21 protein-coding genes are annotated in these 21,364 nt (G+C 70.6%); 12 read left to right on the top strand and 9 right to left on the bottom strand.

Annotation, left to right across the window (positions count from 1 at the left end; all coding sequences use genetic code 11):
* Nucleotides 1–377: 377 nt before the first annotated feature.
* The 3 genes from AB0I18_RS27785 to AB0I18_RS27775 are packed head-to-tail and all read left to right on the top strand — an operon-like array spanning nucleotide 378 to nucleotide 3,645.
* On the top strand, nucleotides 378–1,775 hold the full coding sequence (locus tag AB0I18_RS27785; protein WP_363108315.1) for a DUF6421 family protein: 1,398 nt from the start codon (nucleotides 378–380) through the stop codon (nucleotides 1,773–1,775).
* A gap of 41 nt (nucleotides 1,776–1,816) precedes the next feature.
* Nucleotides 1,817–2,578 (top strand): SDR family oxidoreductase, encoded by a 762-nt coding sequence (locus AB0I18_RS27780; protein WP_363108314.1) that lies wholly within the window; start codon nucleotides 1,817–1,819, stop codon nucleotides 2,576–2,578.
* Nucleotides 2,575–3,645, top strand: coding sequence for a low specificity L-threonine aldolase (locus tag AB0I18_RS27775; RefSeq protein WP_363108313.1), 1,071 nt, complete (start codon nucleotides 2,575–2,577; stop codon nucleotides 3,643–3,645). The genes AB0I18_RS27780 and AB0I18_RS27775 overlap by 4 nt, the downstream gene beginning before the upstream one ends.
* Here the strand turns inward: AB0I18_RS27775 and AB0I18_RS27770 are convergent.
* Genes AB0I18_RS27770 through AB0I18_RS27755 form a run of 4 tightly spaced genes read right to left on the bottom strand, consistent with a single transcriptional unit; the run spans nucleotide 3,642 to nucleotide 7,050 of the window.
* Nucleotides 3,642–3,845: a hypothetical protein gene (locus AB0I18_RS27770; protein WP_363108312.1), complete on the bottom strand. Its 204-nt coding sequence runs from the start codon at nucleotides 3,843–3,845 to the stop codon at nucleotides 3,642–3,644. The two genes, AB0I18_RS27775 and AB0I18_RS27770, sit on opposite strands and share 4 nt — an antisense overlap.
* 1 nt (nucleotide 3,846) lies before the next feature.
* Nucleotides 3,847–5,964 carry a hypothetical protein gene (locus AB0I18_RS27765; protein WP_363108311.1) on the bottom strand — a complete coding sequence of 706 codons (2,118 nt, stop codon included), beginning with the start codon at nucleotides 5,962–5,964 and terminating at the stop codon, nucleotides 3,847–3,849.
* Nucleotides 5,951–6,490, bottom strand: a complete 540-nt coding sequence (locus AB0I18_RS27760) for a PP2C family protein-serine/threonine phosphatase (RefSeq protein WP_363108310.1) — start codon at nucleotides 6,488–6,490, stop codon at nucleotides 5,951–5,953. The genes AB0I18_RS27765 and AB0I18_RS27760 overlap by 14 nt, the downstream gene beginning before the upstream one ends.
* Nucleotides 6,391–7,050: a hypothetical protein gene (locus AB0I18_RS27755; RefSeq protein ID WP_363108309.1), complete on the bottom strand. Its 660-nt coding sequence runs from the start codon at nucleotides 7,048–7,050 to the stop codon at nucleotides 6,391–6,393. The genes AB0I18_RS27760 and AB0I18_RS27755 overlap by 100 nt, the downstream gene beginning before the upstream one ends.
* Before the next feature lie 350 nt (nucleotides 7,051–7,400).
* On the opposite strand from AB0I18_RS27755, the gene AB0I18_RS27750 reads away from it, so the two are divergent.
* Both AB0I18_RS27750 and AB0I18_RS27745 read left to right on the top strand, forming a co-directional pair.
* Nucleotides 7,401–7,994 (top strand): transglutaminase domain-containing protein, encoded by a 594-nt coding sequence (locus tag AB0I18_RS27750; protein ID WP_363108308.1) that lies wholly within the window; start codon nucleotides 7,401–7,403, stop codon nucleotides 7,992–7,994.
* Nucleotides 7,995–8,029: 35 nt separating this feature from the next.
* A complete protein-coding gene (locus AB0I18_RS27745; protein ID WP_363108307.1) occupies nucleotides 8,030–8,722 on the top strand; it encodes a phenylalanine--tRNA ligase beta subunit-related protein in 693 nt (230 codons plus the stop codon).
* A 4-nt stretch (nucleotides 8,723–8,726) separates the two neighbouring features.
* On the opposite strand, the gene AB0I18_RS27740 is transcribed toward AB0I18_RS27745, so the two are convergent.
* Together AB0I18_RS27740 and AB0I18_RS27735 are read right to left on the bottom strand one after the other, a co-directional pair.
* Nucleotides 8,727–9,461, bottom strand: a complete 735-nt coding sequence (locus AB0I18_RS27740) for a lysophospholipid acyltransferase family protein (protein ID WP_363108306.1) — start codon at nucleotides 9,459–9,461, stop codon at nucleotides 8,727–8,729.
* Between the two features lie 194 nt (nucleotides 9,462–9,655).
* Complete coding sequence (locus AB0I18_RS27735) at nucleotides 9,656–10,069, bottom strand: DUF4395 domain-containing protein (RefSeq protein ID WP_363108305.1); 414 nt, start codon at nucleotides 10,067–10,069, stop codon at nucleotides 9,656–9,658.
* Nucleotides 10,070–10,144: 75 nt separating this feature from the next.
* On the opposite strand from AB0I18_RS27735, the gene AB0I18_RS27730 reads away from it, so the two are divergent.
* The 4 genes from AB0I18_RS27730 to AB0I18_RS27715 all read left to right on the top strand — a co-directional run bounded on the left by AB0I18_RS27730 (nucleotide 10,145) and on the right by AB0I18_RS27715 (nucleotide 13,399).
* Nucleotides 10,145–10,567, top strand: coding sequence for a thioredoxin family protein (locus AB0I18_RS27730; RefSeq protein WP_363108304.1), 423 nt, complete (start codon nucleotides 10,145–10,147; stop codon nucleotides 10,565–10,567).
* Nucleotides 10,568–10,840: 273 nt separating this feature from the next.
* Nucleotides 10,841–11,350, top strand: coding sequence for a flavin reductase family protein (locus AB0I18_RS27725; RefSeq protein ID WP_363108303.1), 510 nt, complete (start codon nucleotides 10,841–10,843; stop codon nucleotides 11,348–11,350).
* Between the two features lie 243 nt (nucleotides 11,351–11,593).
* Nucleotides 11,594–12,379 (top strand): electron transfer flavoprotein subunit beta/FixA family protein, encoded by a 786-nt coding sequence (locus AB0I18_RS27720; protein WP_363108302.1) that lies wholly within the window; start codon nucleotides 11,594–11,596, stop codon nucleotides 12,377–12,379.
* Between the two features lie 57 nt (nucleotides 12,380–12,436).
* Nucleotides 12,437–13,399: an electron transfer flavoprotein subunit alpha/FixB family protein gene (locus tag AB0I18_RS27715; protein ID WP_363108301.1), complete on the top strand. Its 963-nt coding sequence runs from the start codon at nucleotides 12,437–12,439 to the stop codon at nucleotides 13,397–13,399.
* A gap of 97 nt (nucleotides 13,400–13,496) precedes the next feature.
* On the opposite strand, the gene AB0I18_RS27710 is transcribed toward AB0I18_RS27715, so the two are convergent.
* Entirely contained in the window at nucleotides 13,497–14,399 is a 903-nt protein-coding gene (locus AB0I18_RS27710) for an endonuclease/exonuclease/phosphatase family protein (protein WP_363108300.1), read from the bottom strand.
* Nucleotides 14,400–14,694: 295 nt separating this feature from the next.
* Between AB0I18_RS27710 and AB0I18_RS27705 the strand changes: the two genes are divergently transcribed.
* Both AB0I18_RS27705 and AB0I18_RS27700 read left to right on the top strand, forming a co-directional pair.
* Nucleotides 14,695–15,999, top strand: a complete 1,305-nt coding sequence (locus AB0I18_RS27705; RefSeq protein ID WP_363108299.1) for an aldolase/citrate lyase family protein — start codon at nucleotides 14,695–14,697, stop codon at nucleotides 15,997–15,999.
* A 155-nt stretch (nucleotides 16,000–16,154) separates the two neighbouring features.
* Entirely contained in the window at nucleotides 16,155–18,092 is a 1,938-nt protein-coding gene (locus AB0I18_RS27700; RefSeq protein WP_363108298.1) for a serine/threonine-protein kinase, read from the top strand.
* On the opposite strand, the gene AB0I18_RS27695 is transcribed toward AB0I18_RS27700, so the two are convergent.
* A complete protein-coding gene (locus tag AB0I18_RS27695; protein ID WP_363108297.1) occupies nucleotides 18,038–18,934 on the bottom strand; it encodes a hypothetical protein in 897 nt (298 codons plus the stop codon). The two genes, AB0I18_RS27700 and AB0I18_RS27695, sit on opposite strands and share 55 nt — an antisense overlap.
* A 3-nt stretch (nucleotides 18,935–18,937) precedes the next feature.
* Nucleotides 18,938–20,002: a LacI family DNA-binding transcriptional regulator gene (locus AB0I18_RS27690; RefSeq protein ID WP_363108296.1), complete on the bottom strand. Its 1,065-nt coding sequence runs from the start codon at nucleotides 20,000–20,002 to the stop codon at nucleotides 18,938–18,940.
* A 304-nt stretch (nucleotides 20,003–20,306) separates the two neighbouring features.
* Here AB0I18_RS27690 and AB0I18_RS27685 point away from each other — a divergent pair, with 304 nt between their 5' ends.
* Nucleotides 20,307–21,263: an ROK family protein gene (locus tag AB0I18_RS27685; RefSeq protein WP_363108295.1), complete on the top strand. Its 957-nt coding sequence runs from the start codon at nucleotides 20,307–20,309 to the stop codon at nucleotides 21,261–21,263.
* Nucleotides 21,264–21,364: the final 101 nt, after the last annotated feature.

Here is a 21,364-nt window from a genome sequence, read left to right as displayed (position 1 = left end):
GGCTGACTCCGCTTCCGTCGACGGCGGCTCGGCTGCCGCGCGCTGCGGTCCCGGACCCACGCGGCAAGGCCGCAGCCTAATCGTCCGGCTCCGCGTTGAACCCGCTCCGGCAACGGGGAATGAGCCCTTCCAGCCGCGGGAACGTGCTCGTGTGCCCCTTCGCGCCTCACCCCTGCGTGGGCGAGTCCCGAGCGGGTTGACCGACTTTCGCCCCTACCCGGCAAACGGCGGAAGTACTCGTGGTCATGGCGTGAGGCAGGAAAAAGAGCGGTGAAACTGGGGATGGGGCAGGATAATCTCCCGAGACTCCACTTGTGGGAGGGAACCTCGGACGCATACGGTGTCCATACGCGAGGTTCTCCCGTGGAGGATGGGTCATGACGGAAATTCTTGTGCAGGTGGGTGTGGAGGAGCAGGTTCCTCCCCGGGACAGGGTGGTGAAGCACCCTGCCTGGCCCGTGCTCAAGGATGCCGTGGAGCGGATTCGGCCATGGCAGTCCAAGGACGGGTCGATCGACTTCGACGCCGAGTCCGCGCCGGATCCGGCCGATGCCGATCTCGCCGTACGCCGTGTCATAGACGCGGTGGAGGAGCTCTCCCCGCTCGTCCCGCACGACGCCGAGTATCACGAGGCGCTCGTCAACGACCTGCGGCGCTGGGCGGACGGCGGTTTCAAGGTGCCCGACTTCCTCGACTCGCTGCTGGCCTTCCAGCCCGCCGCGCACCGCGAGGACGGCCTCCAGCACCTCGTCGTCTTCCCGATGTACACGCAGAACGGCAACCCGGACCGCAACCTCGAAGCGGTCGTCGTGCGCATGGTCTGGCCCGACTGGCTGGCCGAGCTGGAGCGCACGCGCTACGACAACCCGCTGTTCTGCGGCATCAAGTTCGAGGACTTCACGGCCGGGTACGACACCAACTCCGCCGTCCTCTTCCCGGAGACCATCGCCGTGCGCGAGGCCCCCGAGCGGTTCAGCTGGGGCGGCATCTTCTGCGACCGCGAGGCCGCCCGCTTCCGCAAGGTCACCGAGGCCGCCGTCGGCACGCTCGGTCTGGAACTGCCCGACGACATCCGTGAGATGGTCGGCGACCAGGCACGCTGCGAGCAGGCCTTCGTCCTGTGGGACATGGTCCACGACCGCACCCACAGCCACGGCGACCTGCCCTTCGACCCGTTCATGATCAAGCAGCGCCAGCCGTTCTGGATGTACGGCCTGGAGGAGCTGCGCTGCGACCTCACCGCCTTCAAGGAGGCCGTGAAGCTGGAGGCGGACGGCTTCCCGCAGGGCCGTGACGTGCAGTACGCGATGCTGTTCGACCGGATGTTCCGCTTCCCGGTCACCGGCGACCGCGTCCGCAACTACGACGGCCTCGGCGGCCAGCTGCTCTTCGCCTACCTGCACAAGCACGACGTCGTCCGCTGGACGGACAACACGCTGCACATCGACTGGCAGCGTGCCCCGCAGGTCACCAACCAGCTGTGCGCCGAGATCGAGGACCTCTACCGGGCCGGCATCGACCGCCCGAAGCTGGTCCACTGGTTCGCCGCGTACGACCTGGTGTCCCAGTACCTCGCCCCGCACCCGGGCTCCCGCTGGGCCAAGGGCCCGGACGCGCTCGACGTGACGCTGCCGCCGCGAAAGCTCGTGGACGACGTGCTTCCTGACGAGTTTCCCCTGAGCATGTTCTATGAGGCGCTCTCGAAGAAGCTGAAGAACGTGATCGCCTCCACCAGGGGCATCACCGCGGCGAGCGCCGAGCGGGCCGCCGCGTGAGCGTCCGCGCCGGGAAGGCTGCAGCTCAGGAGGCGAAGGCGATGGGGAACGGGAACGGGGCACTGACCGGTGCGGTGATCGCGGTGGCCGGCGCGGGCGGACCCGCGGGCCGGGCGACCCTGCTGCGGCTCGCCGAGGCGGGGGCCGTCGTCGTCGGCTCCGACAACGATCCGGCGCGGCTGGCCGAGGCCGTGGACGCGGCCCGCTACGCGCACGGCGGCGCCACCGTCGTCGGCGACACGGTCGACCTGCTCGATCTGCGGTCGACCCGGGACTGGGCGACCCGTATCGAGAAGGACTTCGGACGGGTCGACGGCGTGGTCCACCTCGTGGGCGGCTGGCGCGGCAGCGAGACCTTCACCAAGACGGTCCTCGACGACTGGGACCTGCTCGAAATGCTGCTCATCCGCACCGTGCAGCACACCTCCCTCGCCTTCCACGAGGGGCTGCAGCGCAGCGACCGCGGCCGGTACCTCCTGATCAGTGCCGCCGGCGCGAGCAGGCCCACCGCGGGCAACGCCGCCTACGCCGCCGCCAAGGCCGCGGCCGAGGCCTGGACGCTGGCCATGGCGGACTTCTTCCGCAAGGCCGGGATCGCCGCGGGAGCGGACGGGCCGACGTCCGCGGCTGCCATCCTGGTGGTGAAGGCGTTGGTGCACGACGCGATGCGCGCCGAGCGCCCGAACGCGAAGTTCGCGGGCTTCACGGACGTCAAGGAGCTGGCCGAGACCATCGCCGGCGTCTGGGAGAGGCCCGCCCCCGAAGTGAACGGAAAGCGTCTGTGGCTGACCGAGAAGCCGTGAACCCTCCCAAGACCGATGCGCGGCGTCACCACGACCCGGAGATCCGCGGCTTCGCCAGCGACAACTACGCGGGGGCCCACCCCGAGGTGCTCGCCGCCCTGGCCCTGGCCAACGGCGGGCACCAGGTCGCGTACGGCGAGGACGACTACACCGACCACCTCCAGCGGGTGATCCGCAGCCACTTCGGCGCGAGTGCCGAGGCGTTCCCCGTCTTCAACGGGACGGGCGCCAACGTCGTGGCACTCCAGGCGCTCACGGACCGCTGGGGCGCGGTGATCTGCGCGGAGAGCGCGCACATCAACGTCGACGAGGGCGGCGCACCCGAGCGCATGGGCGGCCTGAAGCTGCTGCCCGTGTCCACGCCCGACGGCAAGCTCACGCCCGACCTGATCGACCGGCAGGCGTACGGCTGGGACGACGAGCACCGCGCGATGCCGCAGGTCGTCTCGATCACCCAGAACACCGAACTGGGTACGGTCTACACGCCCGACGAGGTCCGCGCGATCTGCGAGCACGCCCACGCGCACGGCATGAAGGTGCATCTCGACGGGGCCCGGATAGCCAACGCGGCCGCCTCCCTGAACGTTCCGATGCGGGCGTTCACCAACGCGGCCGGCGTGGACGTCCTGTCCTTCGGCGGCACCAAAAACGGCGCGCTGTTCGGCGAGGCCGTGGTCGTCCTCGACCAGGACGCCGTCAGCCACATGAAGCACCTGCGCAAGCTGTCGATGCAGCTCGCCTCCAAGATGCGCTTCGTCTCCGTGCAGTTGGAGGCGCTGCTCGCCAAGGACCTGTGGCTGCGCAACGCCCGCCACTCCAACGAGATGGCCCAGCGGCTGGCCGAGGGCGTACGAGCGGTGCACGGGGTCGAGATCCTGCACCCGGTGCAGGCCAACGCGGTCTTCGCACGGCTGCCCCACGACGTGAGCGAGCGGCTGCAGAAGCGCTACCGCTTCTACTTCTGGGACGAGGCGGCGGGCGACGTCCGCTGGATGTGCTCCTTCGACACGAGCGAGGACGACGTCGACGGGTTCGTGGCGGCGCTCAAGGAGGAGATGGCCCGCTAGGTGTGCTGTCCGGGCAGGTTGGTGCCGCGGCCGGCGACCGGACGGAACTGTTTCCACTTGCTGTCGCATCGCTCGGCGGCGCTGCGGCGCCGGTACTGGTCCTTGTCGAAGGCCGGGGGACGGCCGCCGACCCGGCCCCGCTGACGGGCCCGACTACCCCGCAGCCACTCACACCAGCCCCCGTGACCTGCAGATTTCATCTCACACAGGGCTCAAGGGGTCGGGGGCGTCCTGACGTGTGCGGTAGCCGTTCTGGAAGACGGTGGTGTAGAGGTCGTCGCCCAGAGCCACACGAGCCTGCTCCTCGCAGGTCCGACGGGCGGCGATCCATTCGGAGACTCCGATCTGCGGTGTGCCGAGGGTGTCCCACAACTGCTGGGCGAGGCCCAGCAGATGGGCGGTCTGCCGGGCATCACCGGCCGCGGCCGCGGCCGCGCCGAGGACGTCCAGGGCGACAGCCATCCCGAGCGAGTCGTCGAGGCGCCGCTTGGTGACCCACGACGCCCGGCCGTGCTCGAACGCGGCCTGTACCCGGCCGCGGGCCAGCTCGGCGCGTGCGCACATGTAGTCGGCGAAGGCACGCGACCACTGCTCGCTGTGCCGGTCGCAGTCGGCACGTACGTGTTCCATCACGGCGACGGCCTCGTCGATGCGGCCTTCGCTGATGTACACCAAGCTGCGTACGAAACTGGCCGCCTGCGCCGGTTGGGCCAGCGGGGTGCACCGGTGCCGGTCCAGGACCGCCTGGGACAGGGCGGCGGCGCGTACGTGGTCGCCGAGCATTACAGCCGCGATCGAGGCCAGGCTGTCGGCACGGTCGGCCGTCGCGGCGCAGCCGAACCCGGCGGCCGTCGCGGCGATTTCAGCGACTCGTGCCCCGGCCGCCTCCGGCTCTCCCAGGGTGACGAGCACCATGCCCTCGGCCCACAGGGCCTTGCCGCGTTGCAGAGACGGTTCGAGGTCCGCGGCGAGGACCTGTGCCAGGTAGTACTGGCCCTCCCTCGGGAACCCGCAGGCGTGCCAGAAGAACCAGAGGTTCCCGGCCAGCTCCAGTGCGGCATGCCCCTCGGGCCGCAACAGGCTGCGGTCCAGTGCGGCGCGCAGGTTGGTGTGCTCCGAAGCCGTACGCGCATACCAGGTGAGCTGCTCCGGGCCGAGCCATCCGGAGTCCGCCCGGTGGGCGAACGCGCGGTAGTACGCCAGGTGCCGGTGGCGCAGGTGCTCCTCCTCGCCCAGTTCGCGCAGCCAGTCCGCGCCGTACTCCCGAAGGGTGTCCAGCATCCGGAACCGCTCCGAACCGTCGCAACCCGGCAGCCAGTTGGCGACGGAGTTGTCCACGAGTACGCCGAGCAGCCGGGGGATGTCGCCCTCGGGCAGGTGCTCGTCGGCGCAGACCACGACGGCCGCCTCGGTGTCGAAGGACCCGGCGAAGACCGAAAGCCGTGCCCACAGCAGCCGTTCGGCCGGTGTGCACAGCTCGTGGCTCCAGCCGATCGTGGTGCGCAGCGCCTGGTGCCAAGGGGGCACATCCCCGGCCGGGCGCACTCGAACGGCCGGGGGAGAGCCGACGTCCGGCGCTTCACCGGCGTCATGCAGGACGCCGAAACGGTCAGGCAGCCGCCTGACCAGTTCGCCGACGGGGATCTCACCCAGGCGGGCCGCGGCAAGTTCAATGGCCAGGGGCAGCCCTTCGAGGAGCTGGGAAAGGCGTACGACATCGGCCGCGTTGGCCGGGGAGACGACGAAGCCCGGCAACGCCTCGGCGGCTCGTTCGACCAGCAGCGTCACGGCCTCCGAGTCGCCCATGTCCTCCTGGCCCCGGGGCACGGGCAACGGCTCCAAGACGAGAACCTCCTCCGCCATGAGCCCGAGGAGGCGGCGGCTGGTGGCCAGGAACCGCAGTCCCGGCGCGGCATGCAGCAGGGCCTCGACGGCCATCGCACACGCGTCGGTCAAGTGCTCGCAGGTGTCCAGCACCAGCAACAGTTCTCGGTCGGCCACGTAGTCGGCCACGACGTCGAGCATGGGCCGGGTGGACTGATCGGCAAGGGGCAGGGCTTCCGCGATCGAGTAGGGCAGCAGCGCGCCTTCCCTCAGCCCGGTCAGATCCACCCACCACACCCCGTCCGTGAACCGGGGCCGCAGTCCGGCGGCCGCGCGTCGGGCGAGTCTGCTCTTGCCCACGCCGCCCACACCGGTCAGCGTGACCAGCCGAGACCGGCCGAACAGCCGTTCCAGCTGTGTCAGCTCAAGGCAGCGGCCGACCATGCTGGTGGTCTCCGTCGGCAGGTGTCCCGGCCGCTGCTCAGTCGGCTCCATCGATGCCCCTTCCCGGCTGCGGAGTGATGAGCTGCTCATGGACAACGCAGGAATCGTGGGGCTTGCCCGCATCGCCCATGGGCGTCGTGCGTCGGGGCTCACACATGATCAGGGCCAGGTCGTCCTGGAAGGAGCCGCCGGCGTGGGCGGTCGCCAGGGAGAGCAGGGTGTCCAGGCACTCCCGCAGGTGCGGTTGGCACGCAGCCTCCCGGACCCGGTCCCCCAGGGGGAACATCGTCCCTTTCGCATCGCGTGCCTCGCTCAGACCGTCGGTGTAGAGCAGCAGCCGTTCGCCTGCGCCCAGCCGGACGCGTTGCAGCCGGGGAAGGGGGTTGAGCCCCAGCGGAGCCGATCGTCGGCTCGGTGTCAGCGGCTCTGCGCGCAGGCCGATGCGCAGCGGGGCCGGATGCCCGCAGTTCACCAGCCTCACCTCGCCCGGGGCGAACTCGGCGAGCAGCACGGTGACGAAGTCCTCCGGGCCGAGATCGCCTTTGATCCGAACGTCGAGGTGGGTGGCCAGGTCCACCAGTGCGGGGTGGTGCAGGCACCCTCCCGGAACGCGCCGACCGTGGCTGCGCACAGCGCGGCGGCCTCCGGCCCGTGGCCGCGCGCGTCCCCGATCAACACACGGGGCCCGTACGGTGATTGGGCAAGGTCGTACAGATCGCCGCCGAGGCCGATTCCCGAGACCGTGCGGTACAGGGAGGAGAAGCCGACCCCGCCGGCCTCCGCGACCAGTGGGCGCAGTACCGCATCCTGCGAGCGCTGTGCGACACGGATCAGCGCGGCCTCCCGCCCGACGCGACGGCGCGCACCGTGGACAGCCGCGCCACCGCCGGTGATCAGCAGGAGGCAGTCGAAGACGACAGCAGTCGGAGTGACTCCGTGGCTGTACATGTCGGCCGCGACGGACAGCGCAACGCACCAGATGACGACGCGCGCGGTGGCCTTCGGCCCTTTGCGGGCACTGACAAGAACGGGACCGATGAGCAGCACACCGGGCGTCAGCCGCCCCTGCGTGACGGCGCCGTGGGCTATCAGAGCTCCGCTGGTGAGGAACACCCACACCTCCGGTGCCCACCGCACCCCAAGCTCTTTCCGCCAAGCAGCAATTACCCCCGCCCCCTCACGCTCTGTGACCGGGAGAGTAGTCCAGATCCCTCCCGAAGCCGTTGATGTCGGCCGTATCCACCGCGGAATGACAGATCACGAACCGAAGTAGTCGAAATCTGTCGCGACCTATGCCGTATGGACGCACAGCAGCGGATGCAATCGGGTCAGGCATCCCCGTGCACGAACGGAGGTCCCCAAGGCTCGCCGAATCGAACTTGGCTACCGGCTGCGACAGGTGGCCGGAGCGCAACACTCTGCATATCTATACGGTCTACCGAAAAGTAATTGACTCTCGGTCGCTCGCATTCGTATGCTCTATGCGTATGGAGCTGATCCAGAACACCCCTGACCTGTCCGCCTATTTGGCCGCTGACGAGGTCATCGACCACTATCATCCGCTGGTTCGCGAGGTGGCCGCACGGCTCGCCCGGGATGCGGCGGACTCGTATGGGTATGCGCGGGCCGCCTACGAATTCGTGCGCGACACCATTCCGCACTCGCAGGATTCCGGCGACATGCGCGTCACCTGGCGTGCCTCCGACGTTCTGGCGTGCCGCACCGGCATCTGCCACGCCAAGGCGCACGCGCTGGCCGCGCTGCTGCGGGCCGAGGATATTCCGACGGCGTTCTGCTATCAGTCGCTCACGCATGACGACGGTGACGGACATGTCGTGCACGGCCTGGTCGCCGTGCGGTTCAACGGGGCCTGGCACCGGCAGGACTGCCGCGGCAACAAGCCGGGGGTCGACGCGCGGTTCTCGCTCGACGGTGAGCGGCTGGCCTTCGCCGTCGATCCGCAGTCCAATGAGGTGGACTATCCAGTACTGTACGCTGAACCGCATCCGGCCGTGCTGAGCGCCCTCGAAGCCGCGCCCGACCGGCCGTACCTGTGGAAGACACTCCCCACCGCACTCTGAATCCGGAGTCCGAGGCAAGACAGGCAGTGCAGACGATGAATCTCCCGCTCACCGTGTCCGACGAGGTCCGCGCCCTCGCGCCCGGCTTCACACACGTCGCCGTCGAGGCGTACGGACTCGTCAACAGGCCCAGCACCGACGGCACTTCGGAGCTCCTCGACGACGCGGCCCGACGTCTCGCCGTACGGCTGGACGGCCGTGCCCCGCACGAGGACCGGCACATGGCCGCCTGGCGCGAGGTGTACACGGCGTTCGGCTCCAAGCCGTCGCGTACCCGCAACTCGGCGGAGGCGCTGGCCAAGCGGGCCCTGTCGGCCGCCGGGCTGCCTCGGATCAACGTGCTCGTCGACATCTACAACGCGATCAGCGTCGCCCATCTGATCCCGGTCGGCGGTGAGGACCTCGACCGCGTCCAGGGCGGGATGCGCCTCGTGCGCGCCACGGGCGACGAGGACTTCGTGACCGTCGCGGCGGGCGAGGAGGCCGTCGAGCACCCCGACGCGGGCGAGGTCGTCTGGTGCGACGAGGCCGGCGTGACCTGCCGCCGCTGGAACTGGCGCCAGGGGCCGCGCACCCGGCTCACGGAGGAGTCGACCTCGGCGGTCTTCCTGCTGGAGAGCCTGGCACCGATGCCGGTCGCCGACGTCGAGGCGGCCGGGGCCGAACTGGCCGAACTGATCGAGAAGTTCAGCCCCGGGGCACGGATCGAGATCCACGCCCCGGCGTGACGAGTCAGCGGGCCTCGGCCTCGGCCGCACGCGCCTCTTCGGGGGTCGGTGCCGTGCCGCCGAGGTGCGCGGGCATCCACCAGGTGTCGTCCGGGCCCTTGGGGCGTACGGGGTAGGCGCGCTGCGCGGCTTCCAGCATCTCCTGGACGCGCTCGCGCAACTGCCGGGTGATGGCGCCCGCGTACTTGTCCTGGGGAGCTTCCACCGGCTCGCCGACCCGGATCGTGATCGGGGTGTGGCTGCGCTTGAAGTTGCGCGGGTGGCCCTTGGTCCACAGGCGCTGCGTGCCCCACAGGGCCATCGGGATCAGCGGGACGCCGGCCTCCTGCGCCAGGCGCGCGGCACCCGACTTGAAGGTCTTCAGCGTGAACGACTGCGAGATGGTGGCCTCGGGGAAGACACCGATGATCTCGCCGGAGCGCAGCGAGTCCAGGGCGTGCGAGTACGCCGCCTCACCCTGTTTGCGGTCCACCGGGATGTGCTTCATACCGCGCATCAGCGGACCGGAGATCTTGTGCCGGAACACCGACTCCTTCGCCATGAAGCGGACCAGGCGCTTCTGCGGCAGGGCGGCGAGACCGTCGAAGATGAAGTCGAGATAACTGATGTGGTTGCTGACCAGCACAGCGCCGCCCGAGCGCGGAATGTTCTCCGATCCCTTCAAGTCGATCTTGAGGTCCCAGGCCTTGAACAAGGTGCGGGCGAGACCAACGACAGGACGGTAGACAAGCTCTGCCATGGACGGGGTGGACCCTTCTCTCTTTTCTGCCTGGGAAGGGGGGCTCCCGGCGGGAAAGTTACGCAGCCGTAGGTTTACGGCATTGCGCAGATCGTGCCCCAAGAACGGACGAGTGACCAGTCCTGGTGCCGGGGATCGGCGAGATTCTCGTCACGTCACCCCTTGATCCACCTCGGGCTTTTAACTTGCCTTTACTACGTGCGTACTGTCACTCGTCGTACGAGCAGGTACATCTCGCATCCGAGGCAGTACCCGAACATCGCGTTGAGAAACGCTGCCGCGAGCGCCGCCCCCGTCGCCGCGAGTCCCAGCCACTCGGGGCCCACCGCGTAACCCACAAGACCCACGACCGCGAACGCGAGTCCCACCGCCTGCGCGAACCGGGGCGGCTCGGGCGCCTCGAACTCCGTCGGCGGACCGATCCGGGGCCGCACGGCCCTGCGGAACAGCCAGCCGTACGGCGACCGCCCCACGCCTCCCGCCGCCCCCAGCGCGAACGCCAGCGTCTGCCAGGCCAGCAGCCAGGCGCTGCCGGTGATCAGTACGGCCGCCAGTACGAGGGTCGTCACGGCCGCACCGAACCGCGGTCCTCTTGCATCGATGTCCATGAACCAAGCATTCCGCATGGCGAGGGTTCCGTGGACACGGGAATCTTTGCGGTCTCGTGAACGCTGAAGCCGGGGATGAACGGACTTGTGGTGTGCGTGGTGGTGCTCGTCGCGGCGAGCGCCTACGGAGTGCTGCACCGGCAGCGGAGCGGGAGAGTCAGGGTGCGCGGGCGGGACGGCGGAAAGCGGCTGGGTGCGGCCGAGTTGGGCGAGAGCCTCGGCGAACGGGCCACGCTCGTCCAGTTCTCCAGTGCGTTCTGCGCGCCCTGCAGGGCGACCCGCCGGGTCCTCGGCGAGGTCGCAGGCCTGGTCCCGGGCGTGACCCATGTCGAGATCGACGCCGAGGACCACCTGGGCCTCGTACGCGAACTCGACATCCTGAAGACGCCGACCGTGCTGGTCCTCGACGCCGACGGGCGCGTCGTACGGCGCGCGACCGGACAGCCGCGCAAGGCGGACGTGATCGCCGCGCTCGGCGAGGCGGTCGGAACGACCTGAGGAACGCTGCCCTGAGGAACGCTTCGGGAAGCACCCCGACCGCGCATCCCGACTGTGAGGCCAACCCCGACCTGTGAGGCCGCCGGTGACGCATCTCCCAGATCCTGGAACGCACTTGACTGCACGTGCCACCTATCGTCAGCCTGACCGTATGCCCCCGGAACTCCTTCTCCACGAGCGTGTCCATGTGGACCTCGCCCGCACCGCGAGCGCGCGCTGTCCGGGCTGTTGAGCAGCCCAGGACCTCGTCGCCTCCCGCAGAAGGACAGTTCCATGACGGCCACGCCCGATCTCCGCACTCCTCGACTCGCCTCCCCGGACCTCCTCCGCTCCGTCTTCCGACGGCACGCGGCCGGAGTCGCCGTGATCACCGCCCGGGGTGGCGAGGGGCCCGTGGGCTTCACCGCCACCTCGCTCGCCTCGGTCTCCGCCGAACCCCCCATGCTCTCCTTCGGTATCGGCACCGGCGCCTCCAGCTGGCCCGCGATCGCCGAGTGCGACCACGTGGGCGTGCACATACTCGGCGAGCACCAGCAGGAGCTGGCCGCCACCTTCGCCCGCAGCGGCGCCGACCGCTTCGGCGCGGGCACCGGCTGGAGCGAGGGCCCGGAAGGCGTCCCCGTCCTCGACGGTGTGCTGGCCTGGATCGTGTGCCGGGTCGTCGCGCGCGTGCCCGCGGGGGACCACCGCATCGTGCTGGCCGAGGTGGTCCTCGGCGACCCGACCGGCGCGGGGCGTCCGCTCCTCTATCACCAAGGGCAGTTCAACGGGTTGCGCGACTGATCGCTCGGGCCGTACGGCCCACCCGGTCTGCGCGGGCGTCGAGTTCCGATTACGCTGCGTTGCGAAGGTCACAGTTCAAAGCGCTTGCTTAGAGGGCACCACCTGCGGGAGCGTAGATGTGCGTACTGGCGAGTAATATTTCGCTCGGAGCGCGGGTCACCCCCACCGGGAACGGCCGCTTCAGGCGCCTATGCTGCCGCAAGAAGGCAGCTCATAAAAAGACGATGCAGTAGGAGAGCCGGCGTGAGCTTGAGGATCGTTGTCACTGTGAAGTACGTGCCCGACGCCACCGGCGACCGGCACTTCGCCGATGACCTGACCGTCGACCGTGACGACGTGGACGGCCTGCTGTCGGAGCTCGACGAGTACGCGGTCGAGCAGGCCCTGCAGATCGCCGACGAGGCGGACGACGCGGAGATCACCGTGCTGACCGTCGGCCCCGAGGACGCCAAGGACGCGCTGCGCAAGGCGCTGTCCATGGGCGCCGACAAGGCCATCCACGTCGAGGACGACGACCTGCACGGCACCGATGCCATCGGTACGTCCCTGGTGCTGGCCAAGGCGATCGAGAAGGCCGGCTACGACCTGGTCATCTCCGGCATGGCGTCCACCGACGGCACCATGGGCGTCGTCCCGGCCCTGCTCGCCGAGCGCCTGGGTGTCCCGCAGGTCACGCTGCTCTCCGAGGTCTCCGTCGAGGACGGTGTCGTCACGGGCCGCCGCGACGGCGACTCCGCGTCCGAGAAGCTGGAGGCCTCGCTGCCGGCCGTCGTGTCGGTCACCGACCAGTCGGGCGAGGCACGTTACCCGTCGTTCAAGGGCATCATGGCGGCCAAGAAGAAGCCGGTTCAGTCCTGGGACCTGGAAGACCTCGACATCGAGGCGGACGAGGTCGGTCTGGCGGGTTCCTGGACCAAGGTCGACTCCGCGGCCGAGCGCCCCGCGCGCACCGCCGGCACGATCGTCAAGGACGAGGGCGAGGGCGGCAAGCAGCTCGCCGAGTTCCTCGCGGGCCAGAAGTTCATCTGAGCCCCCCGAATTCGCTGACCGCCCCGCACACTTCGCAAGCAGGAGAGAAGAAGTCCCATGGCTGAAGTTCTCGTCTACGTCGACCACGTGGACGGTGCCGTCCGCAAGCCCACCCTGGAGCTGCTGACGCTGGCCCGCCGTATCGGCGAGCCCGTCGCCGTCGCCCTCGGTGCCGGCGCCGAAAACACCGCCGCCGCGCTCGCCGAGCACGGCGCGGTCAAGGTCCTCACCGCCGATGCCGCCGAGTTCGCCGACTACCTGGTCGTGCCGAAGGTGGACGCGCTGCAGGCCGCCTACGAGGCCGTCTCCCCGGCCGCCGTGCTCCTGCCGTCCTCCGCGGAGGCCAAGGAGATCGCCGCCCGTCTCGCGGTGCGCATCGGCTCGGGCATCATCACCGACGCCGTCGACCTGGAGGCCGGCGAGGAGGGTCCGGTGGCCACCCAGTCGGTGTTCGCCGCCTCCTTCACCACCAAGTCCCGGATCAGCAAGGGCACCCCGGTCATCACGGTCAAGCCGAACTCGGTCGCCGTGGAGGCCGCCCCGGCCGCCGGTGCCGTCGAGGCGCTCGCGGTGTCCTTCTCGGCGCAGGCGACCGGCACCAAGGTCGTCGCCCGTACCCCGCGTGAGTCCACCGGCCGTCCGGAGCTGACCGAGGCCGCGATCGTGGTCTCCGGCGGCCGCGGTGTGAACGGCGCGGAGAACTTCGCGATCATCGAGGCCCTCGCCGACTCCCTCGGCGCGGCCGTGGGTGCCTCGCGCGCCGCGGTGGACGCCGGTTGGTACCCGCACTCCAACCAGGTCGGCCAGACCGGCAAGTCCGTCTCGCCGCAGCTGTACATCGCCTCCGGTATCTCGGGTGCGATCCAGCACCGGGCCGGTATGCAGACCTCGAAGACGATCGTGGCGGTCAACAAGGACGCCGAGGCCCCGATCTTCGACCTGGTCGACTACGGCGTGGTCGGCGACCTCTTCGACGTCGTCCCCCAGCTCACCGACGAGGTCAAGACCCGCAAGGGCTGAGCGACTTCGTGGGTGCGAGGCCCCTGTGACCGTCATGGTCGCGGGGGCCTCGCCCCATGTCCGGGCGGGCCGCAGGCCAGGGCTTTGAGCCGGAACCCTATGCCAGGCTCAGCGACGCCTGAACGGGCAGATGGTCGCTCGGGAACTGGCCGTTCAGCGAGAAGGTGTTGATCGCCGCCCGGTGCGTGGTCACGCCCGGAGTGGTGAGGATCCAGTCGATACGGTCCCCGTCCGGGGTCAGCGGCCGGTAGCCGTGAAACGTCGCGTAGAGCCTGCTCCGCTCCGCGGCCGTGTCCCAGGTGTCGACGAGTCCGGCGCCCAGCATCGTGTCGTAGACCGGGTTCTTGTGGGCGGCGACATTGAAGTCGCCGGTCACCACGAGCGGCAGGGAACGGTCGAGCCCGGCGATCCGCTGGGCGATCAGGGACGCGGCACGCGCGCGTGCGTTCTGGCTGGCGTTGTCGAGGTGGGTGTCGAGGAAGTAGAACTCTCGCCCGCCGTCGCGCAGATCGCGGAAGCGGACCCAGGTGACCATGCGTATGGAGCCGCCGCCCCAGGTGTTCGACCCGATGACGTCGGGCGTGTCGGAGAGCCAGAAGTGGTCGTACTCCACGGGGGCGAGCCGACGGGTGTCGTAGAAGACCGCCATGAACTCGTCGCGGCTGCCGCCTGCCCGTCCCGTGCCGATCCAGTCGAAGTGCGGTCCGAGGTCGGCCTCGATGTCGCGTACCTGCTGGTAGAGGCCCTCCTGGGTGCCGATGACGTGGAGCCCCTCCTCGCGCAGCAGTTCCCGCATCACGGGGCGACGGGCGGCCCAGCTGTTGGGTTCGGTGGTGCCGGCGAAGCGCAGATTGAACGACATGACCTCCAGGTGGCCGCGGCGGTCCGACGCCGAGGCGGGTGTTCTGGAGAGTGCTGTACTGGACAGGGGCAGGGCGACCGCGGCGGCGAGTGCGGTCTTCAGTCCCAGGCGGCGCGAGACTCGGCTGCGATGCGGCACAAGTGGCTCCTTCTGTGGCGTATGCCGGTTCTGCGGCGGATGCCGGACGAGTCGTGCGCCTCGCAGTCTCAAAGTTGGTCGTGAACATGTCGAGAGCCGCGGATGGACCACGGAGGAAGTCCGGAGGTAGACCCCGGGAGAAGTCCGGGGCGGTCCGGGTGGGAATCCGGGTCGGTCCGGGCAGTGATCTGGGAGCGGCCCCGGCGGAGGGAAGGTGTTGACCAGCAGGAAGGTCCGCGGATAACTTCGCTCTACGGATTGTTGATTCCGCTTAGCGGAAAACAGGAGGCGTGGAATGGGTCAGGGTCAGCAGGAGAAGGTGGCGACGAGCCTCGCGGGCACCGTCAGCGAGGAGATCAGCGCCTCCCTCACCCCGGTCGACGCCGAACTGGCGCGCCGCTACCCCGGAGACCCCGGCACCCGCCAGCCCGTCCACACCGTCTACGTCCCCGGTGACGTCTTCGCCGCCGACACCCTCCGCTCCTGGGGCGACCAGGCACTCGCCGCCCTCGACGAACACGCCCCCGACGCCGCCTCCTTCGCCGCCGTCCTCGGCCTCCGCGACGACCTCACCGAGCCCGTGTACGACCGCGTACGGGCCAAGCTGGAGCGCGAACCCATCGAGGACCTGCGCGTCGACTTCGAGGACGGCTACGGCCCGCGTCCCGACGACGAGGAGGACGAGGCGGCCGCCCGTGCGGCACGGCTGATCGCGGAGGCCTACGAGAAGGGCACGGCGGCCCCGTACATGGGCATCCGCATGAAGTGCATGGAGGCGCCGGTCCGCGACCGGGGCATCCGTACCCTCGACATCTTCCTCACCGGCCTGATGGAGGCCGGCGGGCTGCCCGACGGACTGGTGCTGACGCTGCCGAAGGTGACGTACGCCGAGCAGGTCACCGCGATGGTCCGACTGCTGGCGGAGTTCGAGAAGGCACGCGGTCTCGCGCCCGGCCGGATCGGGTTCGAGATCCAGATCGAGACCAGCCAGTCCATCCTCGCCACCGACGGCACCGCGACCGTCGCCCGCATGATCCAGGCCGCCGAGGGCCGCGCCACCGGGCTGCACTACGGCACCTTCGACTACAGCGCCTGCCTCGGCGTCTCCGCCGCCCACCAGGCCAGCGACCACCCGGCCGCCGACCACGCCAAGGCGATCATGCAGGTCGCGGCCGCGGGCACCGGCGTACGCGTCTCGGACGGCTCCACCAACGTCCTGCCGGTCGGCCCGACCCCGAAGGTCCACGACGCCTGGCGGCTGCACTACGGCCTCACCCGCCGCGCGCTCGCCCGCGCCTACTACCAGGGCTGGGACATGCATCCCGGTCACATCCCGACCCGGTACGCCGCCGTGTTCGCCTTCTACCGCGAGGGCTTCGAGCAGGCCGCGGCCCGCCTCGTCCGGTACGCCCACCGCACCGGCGGCGACGTGATGGACGAGCCCGCCACCGCCAAGGCCCTCAGCGGCTACCTCCTGCGCGGCCTGGACTGCGGAGCCCTCGACATCGCAGAGGTGGCCCGCCTGACAGGCCTGACCCGAGCAGACCTGGAGTCCTTCGCAACACCGAGGCGGGCTGACTTGACCAATTCGTCCAAGTAAGGCGCCCCGTTAAGGGGCGCGGGGAACTGCGCGACCAGCCACAACCGACCCGCAGCCGTTCGACCGCCGGCGGCACCCGTCGCGTAGCGACCAGGTCACAGAGACCACTCATCAACCAGTCCCGTCACACCCGCCCCGTACTGTGGAAGCCACGCATGAGTGACTCACAGAACGGGGCAGCGGTGTCGTCGGGGGAGAACCAAAAGCCGGCAGAGCACGAGCAACCGGACGGCATAGGCCGACTGCTCGCCGGCCGCTACCGAGTCGTGGCCCAGCTGGGCCGCGGCGGCATGGGCGTCGTCTGGCGAGCCCTCGACGAAGTCCTCGGCCGCGAGGTCGCGGTCAAGGAACTGCGTACCTACACGGACGCGGCCGGACCCGAACTCGCCGACCTGGGCCTGCGCATGCAGCGCGAGGCCCGCGCGGCGGCCCGGGTGCGCCACCCCGGAGTCGTCGCCGTGCACGACGTGGCCGAGATCGACGGCCGCCCGCTGATCGTGATGGAGCTGGTGGACGGACCGTCCCTGGACGACGTCCTGCGCGAACGCGGCACCCTCGACGCGCGCGAGGCCGCCGCGATCGGCGCCAAGGTCATGGACGCGCTGGCCGCCGCCCACCGCGCCGGGGTGCTGCACCGCGACGTGAAGCCCGGCAACATCCTGCTCGACCGCTCCGGCCGGATCGTCCTCACCGACTTCGGCATCGCCACGATGGACGACCCGGGCGACGGCTCCGCCACCCATCTGACGCGCAGCGGCGAACTGGTCGGCTCCCTGGACTACCTGGCGCCCGAACGCGCCCAGGGCCACGACCCGGGACCCGCCTCCGACGTCTGGGCACTCGGCGCCACGCTCTACGCGGCCGTCGAGGGAACCTCGCCGTTCCGCCGTACGTCGACCTGGTCCACGCTCACCGCGATCGTGTCCGAGCCCCTGCCGGAACCGCGGTCCGGCGGGCCCCTCGGCCCTGTCCTGCAACAGCTGATGCACAAGCAGCCGGAGGCCCGCCCGGACGCCGACCGGGCGCGTGAACTTCTGGAGGCGGTGGCGGCCGGCTCCGACCTGGACTCGGCGACGACCGGCCTGCGGGGGCCCGCGCCCCGGCCACGCGAGATGACCGAGCAGAGCGTGCCGGTGGTGCCGCCCGGGTTCGGTCCGCCGGAGTCGGGCGGGGCGGGAGCCGGGGTCCAGGCCGCGGGCGAGGCCGGCCTCGGCATCCCCGGAACAGGCACCCCCGGAACAGACGGGTCCGGAATGGGCACCCCCGGAATGGGCACTCCGGGAACGGACGGTGCCGGAGTGGGCGGTGCCGGAACAGGCGGTCCCGGCACTCCGCCGGCAGGTCTCGCCGCATCGCCGCCGTCGCCCGGGCCGGGCTTCGGGCCGCCGGAACCGGTGAACCGGGCCTCCGCCGCCCCGACCGTTCCCCCTCGCCGCAGAGGCCGGGCCCTGCTCGCCGCCGCGGCCGTCACCGTCGTGCTGGCCGCGACCGGCGTCACCGTCGCCCTCATGAACGGCTCCGACGATCCCGAGACGGGCGCTCGCCCTTCGACCTCGAAGGGCGCCGAAAGCTCCCCGTCGGAGAGCGCCAGCCGTGGCTCGGTCGACCTGTCGGACGACGCCAGGCCCACCGAGCAGGGCGACCAGGAACCCTCGGCCCCCGGCAAGACGCCGGAGAGCACGGAGGACGCCAAGCCGACGAGGGAGGCGCCGGCCCCGGCCCCCTCGCCCGAGCCCACCGACGATGGTGCCACGAACGGCACTTCGGGCGGCACGACCGGCGGTGGAGGAGGCGGAGGCTCCAGCCCCGCCCCGGCCTGCGACCCCATCGGCGGCGGCAAGTACAACTGCGTCGTCTGGAAGACCGCCACGTCCTACACCGCCGACGGCGCCGAAGCGGGCACCCTCAACGCGGGCACCAACTACTTCTACTGCCAGCAGAACCTGGCCCGCCGCGAGACCTACGACAAGTGGACCAACGTCTGGTGGGCGAAGACCGACGACGACAGTGGCAACACGAACGTCTTCGTGAGCGACGTCTACCTCAAGGGCGGCGACAACGACGCACCGGTGCCGGGACTGCCCGTCTGCTGACCGCGCGCGTACTTCTCAAGTCCGGAAGCCGTCGTCCGCCCCTCCTCGGCGAACAGCCGGGTGCCCGCGGCGCAGAGCCGCAGATCGCCGCGGGCCCGGGTGCAGAACTCCTCGGGCGTGGAGCCGAACAGCTCCCTCAACCGCGGTGACTCGGCGAGGAGTTCGGTGAGCAGTGGACGCTCGCCCGGATGCCTGCGCGGTGTCCCGGTGCCGTCGTGGAGGACACCGCGCCGGTTGACGTACAGGTGGACGCCGTCGAGCGGTTCGCCCGACTCCGGCTCGATCCGGAAGTCGGTGGCGGGCAGCAGGACGCGGTCGTACGCACCGGTCGGCGTGGTCACTCCCTCGCTCGCGTCGATCACCGCGAGCTGCGCCGGGTCCAGCCAGGTGAGGAACAACTCCCGGGTGTGCCCCGGCGCGCGAAAGGGCGCTGCGGACACGTATCCCAGTCCACTGACGTGCGCCGAGACGCCGACTTCGAGCCCCGTGACCTTCACCCGCACCAGGGGAACCGGGGACGACAGCTCGTACTCCCGCATCTTGTGCCGGAGTTGGGCGGGGCAGGCGTTGGAGCCGACCGCGAGAACGGGGACGCGGCCCGGGAACGTGCGGCGGGTGAGGGGCAACAGCCGGTCCCCGTCCAGGAGTCCGGACTCCTCGGGCCAGGCACCGGGATAACTCAGCGGGTGGTCGCGCGGCGCTTCGGCGAGGCCGAGCGCTTCGAGGGTGCGGTCGGCGTGATCCGGATGGTCCGAGACGTGGGTGTGGTCGGTGTGGTCGGTGCGGTCCGGGTCGTCGTCCGGTGTGTCGGGAGTCGGCGTGCTGGGTGAGGGCTGCCCCATCGGTCAGCCCGCGGGCGGCAGTTCGCCCGAGCCGCGGGTAATCAGACGCGTCGGGAGTTCGATGCGTTCCGGGAGGACGAGGGAGCCGTCGAGCTGGCGGAAGAGGCGCTCGGCGGCGGTGCGGCCGAGCTGGGCGGCGTCCTGGGCGACGACGGTCACTCCGGGCTGGAGGAGGTCGGCGAGCTCGATGTCGTCGAATCCCACGAGGGCCACGGGGCGGGAGCGCTCGGCGATGACCCGTACGACCGTGACCGTCACGCGGTTGTTGCCCGCGAAGACCGCGGTGACGGGGTCGGGGCCCGAGAGCATGTCCTCGGCGGCCTTGCGGACCCGTACGGGATCGGTGACACCCAGCGACATCCAGGCGTCCTCGACCGGGATACCGGCGTCCTCCATGGCGGTGCGGTAGCCGCGCAGGCGCTCGGCGGCCGTGTGGATGCGGGGCATGTCACCGATGAACCCGATCCGGCGGTGGCCGTGGGCGATGAGGTGGGCGACGCCGTCGCGCGCACCGCCGAAGCTGTCGGAGAGCACGACGTCCGCGTCGATCTGGCCCGCCGGGCGGTCCACGAAGACCGTGGCGACGCCCGCCTTTATCTCGGGCTCCAGATAACGGTGGTCGTCACCGGCCGGAATGATGACCAGCCCGTCCACCCGGCGCGCGCAGAGCGCGAGGACCAGCTCCTGCTCGCGGTCCGGGTCCTCGGCGCTGGACCCGTTGATCAACAGGGCGCCGTGGGCGCGGGCCACCTCCTCTACGGCCCGGCTGAGCGGGCCGTAGAAAGGGTCCGCCAGATCCTCCAGGACGAGACCGATGCTCGCCGTGCGGCCCTTGCGGAGCACCCGCGCGCTGTCGTTGCGCCGAAAGCCCAGCGCGTCGATCGCCTCCTGCACCCGGCGTTCGGTGTCCGGCGTCACCCCTGGCTCGCCGTTGACTACGCGCGACACCGTCTTGAGGCCGACCCCGGCACGCGCCGCGACGTCCTTCATGGTCGGACGGTTGCCGTAGCGGCTCTCGGTTCGGCGGGCGGTCTCGGCCACGATGCGCTGTCCTGTCCTGTAGTCCATGGGGCTGCGTCGGTCCTGAGGATGCTCGGTAGGGTGCCAGATCGGGATGTGGCGTCGAGCATAGAGTCTGGACAACGTTGTCAGCTGCGGGAGAGACTGTCCATCGCATTCTCCGGCCTGCCCTCCCTCGCCGCAGGGGCCTGTCCGGCGCAAGCGACGACAATGCGGGAGGGGCGCCTCCCGTTCGAGCGAAGCCGAGAGCGGGGGCGGCCATGCCGGACGCCGGGCTTCCGGCATGATCCGTCGGACGGGCCCCAGACCGGCCTGCCTTTTTCTCATGGTCCAAACGGGAGAACTGACACTGATGCACACCGACCTCGTGGCCGCGCTCGACATCGGCGGCACCAAGATCGCCGGGGCGCTGGTCGACGGCCACGGCCGGATCCTGCTGCGCGCCCAGCGGCCCACGCCCGCGCAGGAGGACGGTGACACCATCATGCGTGCCGTCGAGGCCGTACTCGGCGAGCTGACCGCCTCGCCGCTGTGGAGCCGCGCCACGGCCGTCGGCATCGGCAGCGCCGGTCCCGTGGACGCCTCGGCGGGCACCGTGAGCCCCGTGAACGTCCCCGGCTGGCGCGATTACCCGCTGGTCGAGCGGGTCCGTGCCGCCACGACCGGACTGCCCGTCGAGCTGATCGGCGACGGCGTGGCGATCGCCGCGGCCGAACACTGGCAGGGCGCCGCCCGCGGCCACGACAACGCGCTGTGCATGGTCGTCTCGACGGGCGTCGGAGGCGGCCTGGTCCTCGGCGGACAGCTGCACCCCGGACCCACGGGCAACGCCGGTCACATCGGTCACATCAGCGTGGATCTCGACGGTGACCCCTGCCCGTGCGGCTCCCGCGGCTGCGTCGAGCGCATCGCGAGCGGCCCGAACATCGCGCGCCGGGCCGTCGAGGGCGGCTGGCGGCCCGGCCCCGAGGGCGACACGTCCGCGGCCGCCGTGGCCGCCGCCGCGCGCGCCGGCGACCCCGTCGCGGTGGCCTCCTTCGAGCGCGCCGCCCGGGCCCTGGCCGCCGGCATCGCGGCGACCGCGACCCTGGTGGAGATCGACATCGTGGTCATCGGCGGGGGAGTGGGCAAGGCCGGTGACGTCCTGTTCGCGCCGCTGCGCGCCGCCCTGCGCCACTACGCGACGCTGTCGTTCGTGCGGCGGCTCACCGTGGTGCCCGCGCAGATGGGTACGGACGCGGGGCTTGTCGGTGCCGCGGCCGCTGCGCTCAGCCGGCAGCCGAGCGCGGCCGCCGGGGTTGGTGGCTGAGCCTTCTCGTTGGCGGCCTGTCCGAACGTGTGATGTGCGGGTCGGCGGGGGCTGAGCGCGCAGTTCCCCGCGCCCCTGAAGGGGCCAAGGCCCCTTCAGGG

This window comes from Streptomyces sp. NPDC050704 (assembly GCF_040654355.1).
In the GTDB taxonomy this organism is placed as follows: Bacteria; Actinomycetota; Actinomycetes; order Streptomycetales; family Streptomycetaceae; genus Streptomyces.
Note: the sequence above shows the minus strand (reverse complement) of the source record. Positions and strands in the feature narration are given on the sequence as shown.

Coding starts and splice junctions, on each gene's coding strand:
- AB0I18_RS27730 (WP_363108304.1), top strand. CDS start 10,145: ATGAACGGACTTGTGGTGTGCGTGGTGGTGCTCGTCGCGGCGAGCGCC.
- AB0I18_RS27740 (WP_363108306.1), bottom strand. CDS start 9,461: ATGGCAGAGCTTGTCTACCGTCCTGTCGTTGGTCTCGCCCGCACCTTG.
- AB0I18_RS27750 (WP_363108308.1), top strand. CDS start 7,401: ATGGAGCTGATCCAGAACACCCCTGACCTGTCCGCCTATTTGGCCGCT.
- AB0I18_RS27725 (WP_363108303.1), top strand. CDS start 10,841: ATGACGGCCACGCCCGATCTCCGCACTCCTCGACTCGCCTCCCCGGAC.
- AB0I18_RS27785 (WP_363108315.1), top strand. CDS start 378: ATGACGGAAATTCTTGTGCAGGTGGGTGTGGAGGAGCAGGTTCCTCCC.
- AB0I18_RS27735 (WP_363108305.1), bottom strand. CDS start 10,069: ATGGACATCGATGCAAGAGGACCGCGGTTCGGTGCGGCCGTGACGACC.
- AB0I18_RS27745 (WP_363108307.1), top strand. CDS start 8,030: ATGAATCTCCCGCTCACCGTGTCCGACGAGGTCCGCGCCCTCGCGCCC.
- AB0I18_RS27700 (WP_363108298.1), top strand. CDS start 16,155: ATGAGTGACTCACAGAACGGGGCAGCGGTGTCGTCGGGGGAGAACCAA.
- AB0I18_RS27685 (WP_363108295.1), top strand. CDS start 20,307: ATGCACACCGACCTCGTGGCCGCGCTCGACATCGGCGGCACCAAGATC.
- AB0I18_RS27770 (WP_363108312.1), bottom strand. CDS start 3,845: ATGAAATCTGCAGGTCACGGGGGCTGGTGTGAGTGGCTGCGGGGTAGT.
- AB0I18_RS27705 (WP_363108299.1), top strand. CDS start 14,695: ATGGGTCAGGGTCAGCAGGAGAAGGTGGCGACGAGCCTCGCGGGCACC.
- AB0I18_RS27695 (WP_363108297.1), bottom strand. CDS start 18,934: ATGGGGCAGCCCTCACCCAGCACGCCGACTCCCGACACACCGGACGAC.
- AB0I18_RS27690 (WP_363108296.1), bottom strand. CDS start 20,002: ATGGACTACAGGACAGGACAGCGCATCGTGGCCGAGACCGCCCGCCGA.
- AB0I18_RS27765 (WP_363108311.1), bottom strand. CDS start 5,964: ATGGAGCCGACTGAGCAGCGGCCGGGACACCTGCCGACGGAGACCACC.
- AB0I18_RS27780 (WP_363108314.1), top strand. CDS start 1,817: ATGGGGAACGGGAACGGGGCACTGACCGGTGCGGTGATCGCGGTGGCC.
- AB0I18_RS27715 (WP_363108301.1), top strand. CDS start 12,437: ATGGCTGAAGTTCTCGTCTACGTCGACCACGTGGACGGTGCCGTCCGC.